Genomic DNA, 14,343 nt, shown 5'->3' with positions numbered 1-14,343 from the left:
ACCTCCGCCTCCCTACCACAGACCCGCGAGCCGCGGCTCTTCGTGCGTGACGACCTCGACGAGGGCTGCCTGCCCAGCCTTGACCTTGGCGAGGGCGCGCAGCAATGCGGGGCGTAATTGTGCCGGGTCGCGCACGCACTCCCCGTGGCCGCCGAGCGCCTCGGCGATCGGCGCGTAATTGCCTGTCACCTGATTTGCGCCATACTTCGTGCTGGCAATCGGCATACTTTTCGCATAGCCGCCGAGCACGTTGTTGCGTAGCACGATGGTCAAGACAGGCAGATTGCAGCGCACGGCGGTCTCGAAATCGATGCCGACCATCCCGAAGGCGGACTCGCCCATCAGATTGACGACCGTCGCATCGGGGCGCGCAAGCTTGGCCCCGATCGCAAACCCAAGGCCACTGCCGAGCTGGGTCGTCTTGCCCCAGCCGATATAGCTGCCGGGTGTAGTTGCCACGTAGAACGGGCAGAACTGGTCGCGCGGATTGCCGGCATCATGCGTGACGATCGAAGTCTTCGGATCCATCGCCTGCATGATCTCCCAGACGACGCGATAAGGCGAGATCGGCGTGCTGTCCGACGTCAGCAGCGGCATCCACTTCTCCATGAAGACGGCGCGGATAGCGGCGATTTCTGCTGCCGGCTGCTGACGTTCGCCGAGAGGGAGATAATTGCTGCGGATGAGCGCGATCATCTGTTTCACGACCGAGGCGGCGTCTGCGACCACGCCCTGGGCAACCGCATAGTCCTTGCCGAGATCCGCCTCGTCGAGCGTGACCTGCAGAATGGTTTTATCGTCCGGGACCGGCAGGATGTAGTAGGAGCGCGTTAGGCTGCTGCCGAGCGCGAACACCACATCCGCCCCCTCGAGAAAATGGTCGACGGTCGCGGGCCGAGCGCGTCCGGCCGTTCCGAGAGCAAGCGGATGATCTTCCGGAAAGGCACTCTTGCCGTTCGGCGTCGTCATGACCGGAATGTTCAAGAGTTCGGCAAGCTCGACCAACTCCGGCGTCGCCGATGCTGACAGCACCCCCTGCCCCGCGAGAATGACTGGATTTTTGGCGGCGAGCAGGCTTTCGACCAGATCGACCACCTCACGGTCGCCGGCCTGCGGTACGCTACGGCGTGGTCGACGATGATCGGTCGGCAGAGCATCAAGCCTTTCGGCAAGCAGATCGACCGGCAATTCGAGCAGGACCGGCGCGGGCGGCCCGTTTCTGACACGCGAAATCGCCGCATGCATCAGCTTCGGCAGATCATCGACCTGCGTTGCCGCCTCGCACCATTTGGTAATGTGCCGGAAGTTGCGGCGGGATTCGAAATTCGGGGCGACTGCTTCCGATCCGCGGGGGTAGCCGGTCGGCAGGAACAGCATCGGCACACGGTCGTTGAAAGCCTGCGCAATGCCGGCAAATGCACTTTCGGCACCCGGACCATATTGCACGGTGACAACGGCAAGCTCCTTGCCGGCTGTCGCTCGGGCATAGCCTTCTGCGATGTTGACGGCGACGCGTTGCGTGCGCGCAATCAGCGGCGGAATGTCGAGCGCGGCTGAAGCATCAAAAAGCTCGCTCGCCGGAAAGCCGATGATCTGCTTGACACCTTCCTCCTTCAGGACCCCGGCAATATATTCGGCGCCACTCATCGTCTCTGCACGCAAATGGCCGTCCGTCAGTGCATGCGTGCCGTCAGCCATGATGAGCGATCCAATAACGGGCGATGTCCTCGCGCCGCATGAAGGCGGCGCCGGGGGTCAACTTGACGTGTTCGATAACGTCACGCAGGCCGGAGGCGCGATTGGGCTGGCCCATCCAGCGGGCATGTACGCCGATCGTCAGCATTCGCCCGCCGGTTTCGTCCGCTTCGCCGATCATGTAGTCGATCGCCGATCGGCAATCCTCGACAAAGTCGCGCGGATTGCTATAGCCCGGCGCGATCAGATAGCGGCTGTCGTTCAGCGTTTTCGAATAGGGTACGACGAGAAGCTTCGTACCCTCGTGATCGAGGAAATACGGAAGATCGTCGTTGCAGGGGTCCGAATAATAAAGGAAGCCGCCTTCCCTGACGATCAGATCGCGGGTGTTGACGCTTGGAAAGGAGCGGCAATTCCAGCCGAGCGGCCTTTTGCCAGTCAACTTCTGATAGAGGGCGACGGCTTCGTGGAGTTGCTGCTCCTCTTCATCGCGCGGCATGCCGGAATATTCGCTCCAGCGCAGGCCGTGGCCGAGCAGGTCGTGGCCACGGGCATTCATCCACTCGATGACGGCAGGGTTTTTCTCCAGCGCAACGGCGCAGGCCGAGACCGTTACGGGGATGTCGCAGCGGTCGAGCAGTCGTGCTAAGCGCCAGACGCCGGCGCGGCTGCCATATTCGAAATGTGTTTCGGTGCCGAGGTCGCGCAACGGCGGACTGTTGGGGATATTGTATTCGCCCCAGTTGTCGTTTCGCCCGTCTTCAAGCCAGGAATATTCGGCGCCCTCCTCATAGTTCAGCACAAGGTTGATCGCCAGCTTCACGCCACCTGGCCAGGTGATGACCGGTGGGTTCGGGCCATAGCCGACAAAATCACGCGATTGATCTTTTGCAGCAGCGCTCATCACTTTCCCTCGCTCTGATTTTCGTTTTCGACGATCCAGTCCATGTAGTCGTGGAACGACTGCCTGGCGCTGCGTGGCTGCCAGCCCGTGTCCCGCGCGATACGGGCAATGTCGTAGGCTCCCCACATGCCGTCTTTCAGTGAAATGTCCTGGATGATGTTGGCGGTTTGCGCCGGGCTCACTTCGACCTGCAGAGAAGGTGCGCGCTCCTTCGCCCAGCCGATAATGTCGCCGATGGTCGAGGTCTCGCCACTGCCGATATTGTAGTGCCGGTAACGGAGGCGCTCTGCGAGAAGCAGCGCGATGATCGCATCCGCCACATCCGTCGAGGTGACATAATCGCCGACAGGTTCCAGGCTGTTCGGCCGGACGGTTTCCCCGGCAAGCGCCATATGGGCGACGCGGTTTGGCACATGCCGAAAATTGCGGCTGCCGGTGACCCGATCCATCGGTCCATAGACCGACGCAAGCCGGACGGAGGCTGCCGACAGACCGAAAAGATCGGCGTAGCGGTTGACGACCATCTCAGCTGCAAACTTGGAAATGCCGTACAGCGTCAGCGGTGCAACATAGCCGTCTTCCGGAAGCGGTTCGCCCGTCCAGTCCGGCCCGTGATGACGGTAGACCGATCCCGAACTGACGAAGACGAGGCGTTGGATGCTGGGACGCTTTCTCAGCCATTCGAGAATATGCACCGTGCCCATGAAATTGACATCGACGATCCTGGCCGGGTCTTCGGCCTCTGGCTGACGCTTTGCTTCAGCCGCGCTGCCACGTGAGATGGGGGTGACGGTGGCGCCATGCACCACGTAGCGGACATCGTGGCTGTCGAGTCTCGCTTCCCATTGAGTGGGCTCGCAGATGTCGGCGGTGACCACCGTCAGCCGATCACGGACCGGCTCAAAATAGCGCTCCGCCACCGCATCCAGGCCGGCGCGATCGAGAATGACGACGCGCGCATTGGCATCACGTTCTAGCCATGCCCGTGCAAGGACGCTCATGACGAAGCCGGTTCCACCGGTAACGAGAAGGGTCATCTCAAATCCATCCAAAGATTTTCAACACAGGTATCAGCGCGTCGCGTAGCCACCGTCGGCCAGGAGATCGGTTCCGGTGACGAAGGATGCATCCGACGACAATAGAAAGGCGGTGGCGGCGGCTATTTCCTCCGGCTGCCCGATGCGTCCGAGCAAATGCGCGGGCCCCAACCCGGCATTGGCCGCCTCGAGATCCGGCCACCGTTGCAGCAGCCGTGGAGTGGCGACGGCCCCGGGCGAAAGGCTGTTGACGCGGATGCCATCAGCCGCATGGTCAACCGCCATGGCCTTGGCGAGATGCACGAGACCGGCCTTTGCGGCGCAGTAGGCGACGGCCTTGCCGGTTGCCACATGAGCGAATTGCGATGCAATGAAGACGACCGAGCCGCCGCCACCTTCGATCATGGCCGGAAGCGCATGTTTGCTGGCAAGGAAGGCGCCGGTCAGGATGACATCGATTTCCAGCCGCCATTGCGGCTCGGCAAGGTCGACGACACTCCCATCCATCGAGGGTGCAGCCGCATTGTGCACGAGGCCATCGAGGCGCCCGAAATGTTCAACGCCGGTCTCCACCGCACGCTTGACCGAGCCGCTCTCGGTAACCTCGCATTGTATGCCCAGCGCCTGCCGACCGAGAGATTTTGCAAGCGCGTTGGCTCCATCGAGCGATTGGTCTGCGCAGATGACGAAGGCTTTCTCGTCGATGCAGCGGCGCGCGATCGCCGCGCCGATGCCGCTTGCTGCGCCCGTCAGAAAGATCACCTTGCCTTCAAGGCGGGATATCGGCGTTGTCATGATGCGAGGACCTTCGAAAGTCCCTGCTGCGGCGGGAAAGGCCGCTCTCTGGCGATGAACTGGCCACGGCCCGGTTCCGCCAGGATCTTACCGTCGTCCCAGACGATATCGCCGCGCGAGATCGTCATGACGGGCCAGCCCTTGACCACCTGCCCCTCGTAGGGCGTGTAGTCGGTGGCGTGGTGCAGCAGGGAATTGCTAATCGTCACGCTGCGATCCGGATCCCAGATCGCAATATCGGCGTCTGCCCCGACGGCAATCTGCCCCTTGCGCGGAGCAAGCCCGAAAAGGCGTGCCGGCGCGCCGGACGTCAGGTCGGCGAATTTCTGCAGCGAGATCAGGCCACCATTCACCCCAGCGGAAAACAGCAAAGCAAGGCGCGTCTCGACGCCGGGAATGCCATTGGGAATACGGTGAAAGGGCGTCCCCGGCCCGCCCGCTATCTTATCCGCATAGTGCCACGGCGAATGATCCGAAGAAAAAACCTCCAGCGTTCCGTCCAGGATACCGGCCCAGATTGCAGGCTGGTTCGACTTGTCGCGCGGCGGCGGCGTGCAGACGCATTTGGAGCCAGAGAGATCATGGGTGTCGATGTCCTCAGCCGAAAGAAAGAGATATTGCGGGCAGGTTTCGGCGTAGATCGGAAGCCCGCGCGCCTTGGCGCGGCGGATCTCCTCGACGGCGCCGTCCGCAGCGACGTGGCTGACGAGGATCGGCGTCTCGATCAGTTCTGAAAGGCTGATCGCCCGGAAGGTCGCTTCACGGTCGCCGATCGCTGAATGCGCTTTTTCATGGTAGCGCAATTCGGTCTTGCGCGCGGCAATGAATTTTTCGGTCAACCAGCGAATGCAGGCGTCGTTTTCCGCATGAACCATGACCATTGCGCCGTGCGCGCGGGCAAGGTCGAGCACATTCAGCACCTCATAGTCATCGAGCTTCAAACCGTCATAGGTGAGGTAGATCTTGATCGAGGTGCAGCCTTCCGCGATCAGCTGGGGAATTTCGTTGCCCAACACTTCGGCTGAGGGATCGCCGACGATCAGGTGAAAACCGTAGTCGATATGCGCCTTCGGACGGGCGCGCTCGTGGTAATCCTCGACGATGTCGCGTAGCGACTGGCCACGCATCTGCATGGCGAAAGGCACCACAGTTGTCGTGCCACCGCACATCGCCGACAGCGTGCCAGTGTTGAAATCGTCAGCTGTCGCCTTCCCTTCCCATGGCTGCTGATCCATGTGGCAATGGCTGTCGACGCCGCCGGGCAGAACGATACGCCCCTCGGCCGCGACTTCATGTTTGCCCTCGGGGAGATCCGGCCCGAGCGCCGCAATCACGCCGTCGCGAACGCCGATATCGATCTGCCTGGTCGCATCCGGCAGCACCACACGGCCACGACGGATCACGAGGTCATAAGGCTTGGCGGGCATCATTCGCTTCCTCCCGAGACGAGGCAATGTTTGGTGGCGCCGATCGGACGGCGCAGCAGATTGAAGCAGGCAGTAGCAGCAACCAGGAACGCTCCGCTCCCGAGCAGAAGAAAGAGTGCCTGCGGTGCAAACAGCTCCATCAGCTGGGCGGCGAGCCCAGGTGTCATGATGTTGCCGATCGAATAGAGGAGCAGGAGGCTACCCGATGCCGAGACCATATGGCGGCTGTCGAGCTGTGAGTTGGCGTAAGCGATGCCGACCGGGTAAATTGTCAGCGCAATCGCGCCATAGGCGAAAAACAGACCGTGGAGAAGCATCTGCGGATAGCTTCCGGGCCAGGCGATTGTTGCGCACAGTCCTGCTCCCGCCAATCCCTGAACGAGAAGTAGAACGCGCCGGTCCATACGATCCGACAACCATCCGACCGGCGCCTGAGCGAGCATGCCGCCCAGGCTGAAGGCGGTTACCAGTGTCACGGCCACCGCCGCGTCAAGGTGCACCCGCTCCGCATAGATCGGCGTCATCGTATAGACATTCATATTCGTCATGCCCGCTTGAAAGACGCAGACGACAGCCACCGGTGCGAGAGCGACGAGCCGCCAGATGCCATACCGATGCCCGGAGTGAGCGTTACCGGCCTCGACCGCCACTGCCAGCGGCAGGCGCAAGGTGGGCCAGGGTCCACCGACAAAGCGGGCGTAGATTAGTCCAAGCAGGACGACACCGAGCACGATCTGAAAGAGATGGGGAGAGTCCGCTCCGGCCGCTTCGACAAGCAATTGCGCAAACAGCGTCGCCAGCGACGTCATCAGCATATAGAGCGAGAAATAAGCTCCGCGGTTCTTCTGGCCAGCGTAAAGATTGATCCAGCTTTCGGACACGACGAACAGCGTCGCGATGGAAAAGCCGTTTATCAGGCGCAGGCAGAACCAGACCGGCGCGGCTTGCGTCAGCATGTAGCCGCAGGCGCCAACACCGGCGAACAATGCGACGGCCAGGAAAGCGCGCTCATGTCCCAAGCGGACGACCATGAAGCGGGCTGACAGGCATCCGGCAAGGAAGCCTATGGGAAACGCCGTCAGCAATAACTGGACAATGTGGGGATCGATTGCAGGGTCACTGAGGTGCAGAGAAACTGTGGTCGTCAGAAGAGAATTGCCAGTCGCGACGATGCAGATGCTCGCCATGACATGCAGGATTGCACGAAGGCCTGCGGCTTTCCGCCAGAAGTCACCAATCCGATCGGGATCGCGCATCATTATGCCTTTTCGGCAAAAGCAAGGACGGAAGGCCGGGCGGCCAGATCTGCCTGATCAATGTGGCAGAGAATCTCGTGCGTATCGGACATCTTGCGCAGTGGGGGCGGAGCGGTGTCGCAGATGCTGCCGAGCTTGCGGTGGCACCGCGTCGCAAAACGGCAGCCGGCGGGTACGTTGACCGCGCTCGGTGTTTCGCCGGACAGGCGAATACGCTCGCGCGGCGCTTCATCCGGATGCGGGCTGCGGATCGCTGAGAGAAGTGCTTCGGTATAGGGATGTGCGCCCTCGCCGAAGACTTCCTCGACGGTCCCCTGCTCCATGACCTTACCGAGATACATGACCACAACCTTGTCTGCCACGTGGCGAACCAACGCCAGGTCATGGCTGATGAACAGCATCGTGGCATGCTTTTCCCGTTGAATATCGAGAAGCAGCGTCACGACCGCGGCCTGCACCGAGACGTCGAGGGCGGAGACCGGTTCGTCGGCGACGATGAGCGACGGTTCCGCCGCAAAGGCGCGTGCGATGGCAATGCGTTGTTTCTGGCCCCCGGAGAGCTGGTTTGGTTTTCGGTCTGCAACGGCCGGAGACAATCGCACCATTTCCAGAAGCTCGCGAACACGCTGTTCGATCTCCGCCTTTCCCTTGCGGATGCCGAACTTCTTGATCGAACGGCGGATGGAGAAAGCGGCGGAATGCGAAGGGTTGAGCGTGCTGTCAGGGTTCTGAAAGATCATCTGAACCTGCTGCAACAGTTCCCGCGGACGCTCGCTCGCCTGCAATTCGGCAATATTTTCACCAGCCATGCGTATTTCGCCCGAGGTCGCCTTGTCGAGACCCGTCACGATGCGCGCCAGCGTGGATTTTCCGCAGCCGGACTCGCCGACCAGCGCCACGATCTCGGCTGTTGCCGCTTCGAAACTGATCGCTTCGTTTGCCTTGACGGTCTTCTGGCGGCCGACGGGATAGAGACGGTTCACATCGGACAGCGTTATCGCCGTCGATCTTGCAGTCATCTTTGTCTCGACCGGAGCAACCGTCGCTTCTACTGCCGAAATTTCGGGCCAGCGGACGCAGCGCACCAGATGCTCTTCCGCCGCCGGCTCCAGAGCAAGGTCCGGACGGTCGCAGAGGCCGGAGACAAAACTCGAACAGCGCGGCCCGAAAAGACAGCCCTGCGGCCTTTCCTGCGGCAGCGGGATCGAGCCCGGAATGGCAGCGAGCGTGCGGCTGCGCTTATCGCCGGTAATGTCGGGAATGCAATCGATAAGGCCGCGCGTATACGGATGTTTCGGCCGGCGGAATACTTCTGATGTCGCTCCCTCTTCTACCATCTCGCCGGAATACATGATGCCGAGACGATCGCAGCTCTCTGCGATCAGGCCGAGATTATGCGAGATGAACAGCAGGCTGGTCGAATAGCGTTGGCGCAATTCGGCGATCAGATCGATGACGGCAGCTTCGACCGTCACATCGAGGCCGGTTGTCGGTTCATCGAGCAGCAACAGCGACGGTTTGGCAAGCAGTGCCATGGCGATGACCACGCGCTGCTGCTGGCCACCGGAAAGCTGATGCGGATACCGCTTCATCATGTCGCCGGGGTCCGGCAGGCGGACGTCGGCAAGCATCGCTTCCGCCATGGCAATGGCATCTTTTTTGCTTGCGCCCATGTGAAGCAGGGGGACTTCGGCAAGCTGCGCACCGATCGTCTTCACCGGATTGAGCGCACTCATCGGATCCTGGTAGACCATCGCGATCTGCCGCCCGCGGATGGAGCGCAGATCCTTGGCCGAAGCACCGACCAGTTGCTTGCCGTTGAAGCGGATGCTGCCGCCGGCAATCACCCCGGTATTTCCGAGATAGCCCATGATCGCCATGGCCGTCGTGCTCTTGCCACAGCCCGATTCCCCTACAAGGCCGTAGCTTTCGCCCGGCATGACCTTAAACGAGAGGTCGGGGATCGCGACGACCGTTTCGCTTTTGCCACGAAACTCGACGCGAAGGCTGGCGATGTCGATAACGGGTTCACAATCGATCGACGGCGTGATGGACATGGCCGCTCCTTGAAGACTGGACGCGATGATGTTCATGATTTCCATGCCTCCCGAATGCCGTCGGCGAGCAGGTTGAAGCCGAGGACCAGGCTGACGAGCGCGGCAGACGGGATCAGCGACATGTGTGGCCAGACATTCAGTACAGTGACACTTTCCTTGACCATGCCACCCCAGTCCGGGTTCGGTGGCGGCAGACCGAGGCCGAGGAAACCGAGGATGCCGATGGTGATGATCGTGTAGCCGATGCGCAGGCAGGCATCGACGATCAGCAGGCTGCGGCAGTTCGGCAGCAGTTCAACGATCATGATGTAGAGCGTGCTTTCAGCACGCAGCTTTGCTGCCGCGACATACTCCTGCTGCTTCAGACCCAGCACCAGGCCGCGCGTTATGCGACCGATACCCGGCGCCGAGGCGATCATCGTCGCAATGACGATGTTGAGGACCGACGGTCCGATATTGGCGATCAGGATGACGTAGATAACGAGAACCGGAAATGCCAGTATGATGTCCGAGACGCGGCTGATCAGCACGTCGATCCAGCCCCCATAGTAGCCTGCAATCATCCCCATCGTGATGCCGACGATCATTGCGACCGCCACCGACAGCGGCGCAACGGAGAGCACTGTGCGGGCGCCGAAGATCAACCGTGACAGCATATCACGACCGAGAATATCGGTCCCCAGCCAGTGGGCAGCGGAAGGATAGGGGTTGCTCATCGCCATGACATCGGAATCCGTCGGCGACGGTAGCGGCAGGACGGGCGCAAGAAGGGCTGCAAGTACCCAGAAGAGAACAAGGCAAAACCCGACGACGGCCGTGCGCGAATGAAAGATGCGCATCCAGTTGGGCCTTGCAGCACGCTTTGGCGGTGCGGTGACCACTCCGGTGATATTGTCATGAACAGCCATGATTTACCTCACCCGGATGCGTGGATCGAGCAGCATGTAGCCGAGGTCGCCAAGCAACTGCGTGACAACGGCGATGGCAACCGTGATCAATGTTGCGGCCTCGAGCGTTGCGATATCGCCGAACAGGCTTGCATCGAGGATCAGGCGGCCGAAGCCCGGATAGGCAAAGACGAGCTCGGTGACGACGACGCCGCTGATCAGGAAGTTGATTTGCAGCAGGAGCACGGTGAACGGTGCGATCATCGCATTCCGCAACGCGTGCCCTAGGACCATGCGGCGCGTGCTCATGCCCTTGAGGATTGCGGTGCGGATATAGGGCCGCTCCATGACTCCGATCATCGAGACGCGGATCATGCGGGCGACATAGCCGAAGTCATAGATGACCAGCACCGCGACGGGCAGGACGAACTGATAGGGCACTGCCCAGCCGCCATCGCTGTTGAGCGGGCTCGTGCCTGGCAGGATCGGCCAGAGGATCACGAAGAGCGTCACCAGGAAGACGCCTGACGCGAACTCCGGAATGGAGGTAAAAGTGATACAGATGATCGAAAGCGTCCGGTCCAGCACCCCGCCCTCTTTCAGCCCCGACAGGATGCCGAAAATGATCGACAGCGGCACGATCAGCAGGAACGCCAGCCCGGCGAGGATGGAGGTATTGCCGAGACGATCCCAGATGACGTCGTTGACGGGTAGCTTGTTCAGGGTGGAATATCCGAAGTTGCCGAAATACTGGGCGCCACGCGGGTCCTTGAAGTTCAGCCCGGTGGCCGGATCCTGAAGCGGATCGGGGATTGCGCCGACGAGCACACCCAGCCAGCGACCGTAGCGCACCAGCAGTGGATCATTGGCCTTCAGTTTCTGCGACAGCAGGTCCACCTGCTGCTGGGTAGCGAAAGGACCGAGCGACTTGCGCGCCACGCTGCCGGGAGTGAACTCGCAGACGGCGAAGACGAGAAACGAGGCACAGAGCATCGTCACGACCATCATCGCCAAGCGCTTGAGGAGGAAATTCGCCATAGCCGGACAAGCCCGAATATCTGCGCCCGGCACCCGACCGCGCGAACGCGGCCAGGCACCAGCCGGGAGGTTATACCGAGATCGCGTATTGATGCGCGAAGATGTATTGCGAAGGATGGAGATCGAAGCCCTTGACCTTCTTGTCCATGACGGTCGAGAAAACACGCCAGAAGGGCTGAACGATTGGTCCGTCGTCCTGCATGATCGCCTCGATCTTCGCCATGACCTTGCTGCGCTCCTTCGGATCGAGGATGCCTTCGGCTTCCGTCAGCAGCCTGTCAAATTCCGCATTGGAATAGTTGGACTCGTTCCAGGCGGCATTCGAACGGTAGGCGAGCGACAGCGTCATGATTGCCAGCGGCCGATGGCCCCAGGCCGTCAGGCTGAACGGCGACGTCGTCCAGACTTCCCAATATTGCGCACTCGGCAGCGACTTGATGTTGACCTTCACACCGATGTCCTTGAATTGTTCGGCCAGGACCTGCGCCGTGTTGAGCTCCCAGATCGGGTCGGGGCGCGTCGTCATGTCGAATTCAAAACCGTCAGGATAGCCTGCGTCGGCCAGGAGCTTCTTGGCCTTCTCGATATCTCGGGGATATTTCGGCAAGGCCGCATATTCGGGATGTGACGGCGCGACGTGATGATCTTCGGCAGGAACACCGGCACCGAGAAGCGCGGTCTGGATAACCTTGTCGCGGTCAATCGCATAGCGCATCGCCTGGCGCACGCGCTTGTCCTTGAACTGGTCGATATTTGGATGCATGCGAGCAACGACCGTCTGGGTCGTATCGACCTGATAGACTGCCACATGCGGGAAATTTTTCATTGCATTGATCTGGACTGCGTCAGCTTCCGACAGGCCATCGACCTGCTTGGAAGCCATGGCCGCGATACCGGCCCCCGGATTGTCGCCGAGGTCGACATATTCGAACGTATCGAGATATGGCCCGGTGCCCCAATAGTCGGTGCGGGCTTTGTACTTGGCACCCTTGCCGACGACGTATTCGGTGATAACGAAGGGACCCGTGCCGTTCGCGTCAGCGCCGAAAGCACCGTTTTCTTCCGGATCAAGGATGAACATCGGGTAGTGGTAGAGGTGCTCGGGCACGGCAATCTGCGGCGAGGAGCAGTTGAGACGAACTGTGTGATCGTCGACCTTCTCGATGGCATTGTCAGCCCAGAGCTTGCTCGACTTCTTGGGATTGCCCTTGTCGTCCTTTTCACCGGTTTCGTATTCCTGCACGAGATAACCGGTGAAAAGCCCGAGCATCGACGAACCGATTGCTGGATCGCAAACGCGCTTCAGGTTCCAGATCACATCGTCGGCCGTCAGCGGCTTTCCCTTGCGCCATTTGACGTCCTTGCGCACATGAAGCGTCCACGTCTTCAGATCGTTGCTGACTTCCCATTTTTCCAGCAGATAAGGATGGGTAATGTTGTTGCGATCCGTGAGGGTCAGATATTCGCAGGTTTGGCGGATGACGTTCGACTTTTCGGCAAAGTCGGCCAGATGCGGATCCTTGATTTCCATGCAACGCATGCCGATGCGCAGGTTTCCGCCCTTCGGCATATCGTCGGCCCGGGCGCCGTCGCCCGGCATTGGAACGCCGGCAAGAGAATATGCGGCTGCGGCCGAAACACCAAGAAGCGTCGCTTTACGCAGAAATTCTCGGCGGCCGATCGAGCCGCTCGACATCTGTTCGACCAGAGTCGGGATATAGGAATGCTGAGACTTGTCCACGGTAGTCATCTCCTAGTTAGCGCTTTAACTGTTCCGAATTTTTGTTGGTCGGACCGGCCGGCAAGATACTCGTCCCAGGCTCGGTCGCAGCGGACTTTTTGTCCGTCACCCATCCGTTTTGATTTACGTTAAAACGGGATGGACCTCCGTGATATGCGGTGATCCGACATCTTCTCTGCGTGGATCGACATTGTTCATGACATTGGCTCCTCTCGCAGCTTCTCTGCCTTTCGAGTCGCGGCAGGGTTCTCGCGAAATCGCGTGCGGTATGAGCGGCCGAAATGCGAAGCTGACTGATAACCGCAGATTTCGGCGATCTCACCGATCGCCAGTTCCGTGTAGACCAGCAGTTCTCTCGCGCGTGTCATGCGAAGCTCTATGTAGAAATGGGTAGGACTCTTGCCGAGATTGGTGTGAAACAGCCGCTCGAGCTGGCGAAGCGAAAGCGCCACGCTATTGGCGAGATCGGAAATTTCGACCGGATCGCCGAGGCTGGCTTCCATCCGACGAACCACGAAGGCGAGCTTGGCATTCCGGATGCCGAAACGATCTTCGGGCGACATCCTCTGAACGTCGTCCTGGCGCCGTATCCGCGCGTGGTTGAACTGGTCCGAAATGAGTGCTGCCAACTCCCGACCCTCCACGGCCGAGATGAGGTAAAGCATCATGTCCAATGTGACGGTTCCGCCCGAGGAGGTCAGAAAACGTCCGTCGATCGCGAAAATGTCGTCCGTGGCGAGACAGTTCGGAAACTCGCTGCGAAAGCTTGCAAGCGACTCCCAATGAACGGCACATCGTCGCCCTTCCAACAATCGCGCCTTTGCCAGGAAGAAGACGGCAGTGCTGACTGCTCCAAGCACGCACCCCTCCGAATGGATGCGCCTCAACCATGCAAAGACATTGGCATCATAGGCATCGGCATAATTGATGCCTGCGCAGAGGATTACGATATCGCAGCGCGGCGCCCTGCTGATTGCCGCATCTGCATCGAAGCCCAATCCGCTGCTGGACTTCACATGGCCGCCATCCGCCGACAGGATGAGCCACTCAAAGGCCTTTCGCTTGGCCAAACGATTGCCCTGCCGCAGCGAGTCGAGCGCTGCCGCAAAGGTCATCAGAGGGAAGTCCGGCACCAGGAAAAAGCCAATCCGGATCGGTCGATGCCCCTGTGCCAATTGCTTAAGCGTATAGGTGTGATCCGTCATGGGGCGAACTCCAAACATCCCGGTTGCCCTGCTCTTGCCGGTCCGCAGCAGCGGCGGACTTGGGCAGGCAACTAAACACAAACATCGACGACTAAGCGTCACCGCATGGTCAGCCGGATGTCGCAAATGCCGCTTTGTTCCTCGCCAGCGATGAAGCAACGCACATATGCTGGTCGATGGTGGATGGATGGCTGTGTGACACATCCCATCACGACTTGCTACAACAGTATTGAGCCCGACTATAATGCCGGCCCCAGCGTGGATTCAAAGGTCATCGCGAGATAAGAGTTCGGCAAGCGGC

General features: G+C 60.4%; 11 protein-coding genes. All 11 read right to left on the bottom strand.

The features are described from left to right. Positions 1-12 precede the first annotated feature (12 nt). The 11 genes from G9X64_RS19460 to G9X64_RS19410 all read right to left on the bottom strand — a co-directional run bounded on the left by G9X64_RS19460 (position 13) and on the right by G9X64_RS19410 (position 14,042). The gene (locus tag G9X64_RS19460) at positions 13-1,698 is read right to left on the bottom strand and encodes a thiamine pyrophosphate-requiring protein (protein ID WP_171377228.1); all 1,686 of its coding nucleotides are present in this window, start codon (positions 1,696-1,698) and stop codon (positions 13-15) included. Beyond that, a complete protein-coding gene (locus G9X64_RS19455; protein ID WP_168316416.1) occupies positions 1,691-2,599 on the bottom strand; it encodes an allantoinase PuuE in 909 nt (302 codons plus the stop codon). The genes G9X64_RS19460 and G9X64_RS19455 overlap by 8 nt, the downstream gene beginning before the upstream one ends. Continuing rightward, positions 2,599-3,636, bottom strand: a complete 1,038-nt coding sequence (locus G9X64_RS19450) for an NAD-dependent epimerase/dehydratase family protein (protein WP_168312004.1) — start codon at positions 3,634-3,636, stop codon at positions 2,599-2,601. The genes G9X64_RS19455 and G9X64_RS19450 overlap by 1 nt, the downstream gene beginning before the upstream one ends. 33 nt (positions 3,637-3,669) lie before the next feature. Next, positions 3,670-4,431 (bottom strand): SDR family NAD(P)-dependent oxidoreductase, encoded by a 762-nt coding sequence (locus G9X64_RS19445; RefSeq protein WP_168312003.1) that lies wholly within the window; start codon positions 4,429-4,431, stop codon positions 3,670-3,672. Then, complete coding sequence (gene hydA / locus G9X64_RS19440; RefSeq protein WP_171377227.1) at positions 4,428-5,861, bottom strand: dihydropyrimidinase; 1,434 nt, start codon at positions 5,859-5,861, stop codon at positions 4,428-4,430. Before hydA ends, G9X64_RS19445 begins: the two co-directional genes overlap by 4 nt. Next, the gene (locus G9X64_RS19435) at positions 5,858-7,117 is read right to left on the bottom strand and encodes an MFS transporter (RefSeq protein WP_171377226.1); all 1,260 of its coding nucleotides are present in this window, start codon (positions 7,115-7,117) and stop codon (positions 5,858-5,860) included. The genes hydA and G9X64_RS19435 overlap by 4 nt, the downstream gene beginning before the upstream one ends. Next, entirely contained in the window at positions 7,117-9,171 is a 2,055-nt protein-coding gene (locus G9X64_RS19430) for a dipeptide ABC transporter ATP-binding protein (RefSeq protein WP_246270991.1), read from the bottom strand. Before G9X64_RS19430 ends, G9X64_RS19435 begins: the two co-directional genes overlap by 1 nt. A gap of 32 nt (positions 9,172-9,203) precedes the next feature. Continuing rightward, positions 9,204-10,079: an ABC transporter permease gene (locus G9X64_RS19425; protein ID WP_168311999.1), complete on the bottom strand. Its 876-nt coding sequence runs from the start codon at positions 10,077-10,079 to the stop codon at positions 9,204-9,206. 3 nt (positions 10,080-10,082) lie between these two features. Further along, entirely contained in the window at positions 10,083-11,096 is a 1,014-nt protein-coding gene (locus G9X64_RS19420; protein ID WP_168311998.1) for an ABC transporter permease, read from the bottom strand. A gap of 70 nt (positions 11,097-11,166) precedes the next feature. Beyond that, positions 11,167-12,846, bottom strand: a complete 1,680-nt coding sequence (locus tag G9X64_RS19415; protein WP_205917558.1) for an ABC transporter substrate-binding protein — start codon at positions 12,844-12,846, stop codon at positions 11,167-11,169. A 185-nt stretch (positions 12,847-13,031) separates the two neighbouring features. Next, complete coding sequence (locus G9X64_RS19410) at positions 13,032-14,042, bottom strand: GlxA family transcriptional regulator (RefSeq protein WP_168311996.1); 1,011 nt, start codon at positions 14,040-14,042, stop codon at positions 13,032-13,034. Positions 14,043-14,343 lie beyond the last annotated feature (301 nt).

The sequence above is a fragment of the Rhizobium sophorae genome (genome assembly GCF_013087515.1).
Classification (GTDB): Bacteria; Pseudomonadota; Alphaproteobacteria; order Rhizobiales; family Rhizobiaceae; genus Rhizobium; species Rhizobium sophorae.
Note: the sequence above shows the minus strand (reverse complement) of the source record. Positions and strands in the feature narration are given on the sequence as shown.

Bases quoted from the DNA above. Each gene is read 5' to 3' on its own strand.
- G9X64_RS19415 (WP_205917558.1), bottom strand. From the start codon at position 12,846: ATGACTACCGTGGACAAGTCTCAGCATTCCTATATCCCGACTCTGGTC.
- G9X64_RS19455 (WP_168316416.1), bottom strand. From the start codon at position 2,599: ATGAGCGCTGCTGCAAAAGATCAATCGCGTGATTTTGTCGGCTATGGC.
- G9X64_RS19410 (WP_168311996.1), bottom strand. From the start codon at position 14,042: ATGACGGATCACACCTATACGCTTAAGCAATTGGCACAGGGGCATCGA.
- G9X64_RS19435 (WP_171377226.1), bottom strand. From the start codon at position 7,117: ATGATGCGCGATCCCGATCGGATTGGTGACTTCTGGCGGAAAGCCGCA.
- G9X64_RS19425 (WP_168311999.1), bottom strand. From the start codon at position 10,079: ATGGCTGTTCATGACAATATCACCGGAGTGGTCACCGCACCGCCAAAG.
- hydA (WP_171377227.1), bottom strand. From the start codon at position 5,861: ATGATGCCCGCCAAGCCTTATGACCTCGTGATCCGTCGTGGCCGTGTG.
- G9X64_RS19450 (WP_168312004.1), bottom strand. From the start codon at position 3,636: ATGACCCTTCTCGTTACCGGTGGAACCGGCTTCGTCATGAGCGTCCTT.
- G9X64_RS19420 (WP_168311998.1), bottom strand. From the start codon at position 11,096: ATGGCGAATTTCCTCCTCAAGCGCTTGGCGATGATGGTCGTGACGATG.
- G9X64_RS19430 (WP_246270991.1), bottom strand. From the start codon at position 9,171: ATGTCCATCACGCCGTCGATCGATTGTGAACCCGTTATCGACATCGCC.
- G9X64_RS19445 (WP_168312003.1), bottom strand. From the start codon at position 4,431: ATGACAACGCCGATATCCCGCCTTGAAGGCAAGGTGATCTTTCTGACG.
- G9X64_RS19460 (WP_171377228.1), bottom strand. From the start codon at position 1,698: ATGGCTGACGGCACGCATGCACTGACGGACGGCCATTTGCGTGCAGAG.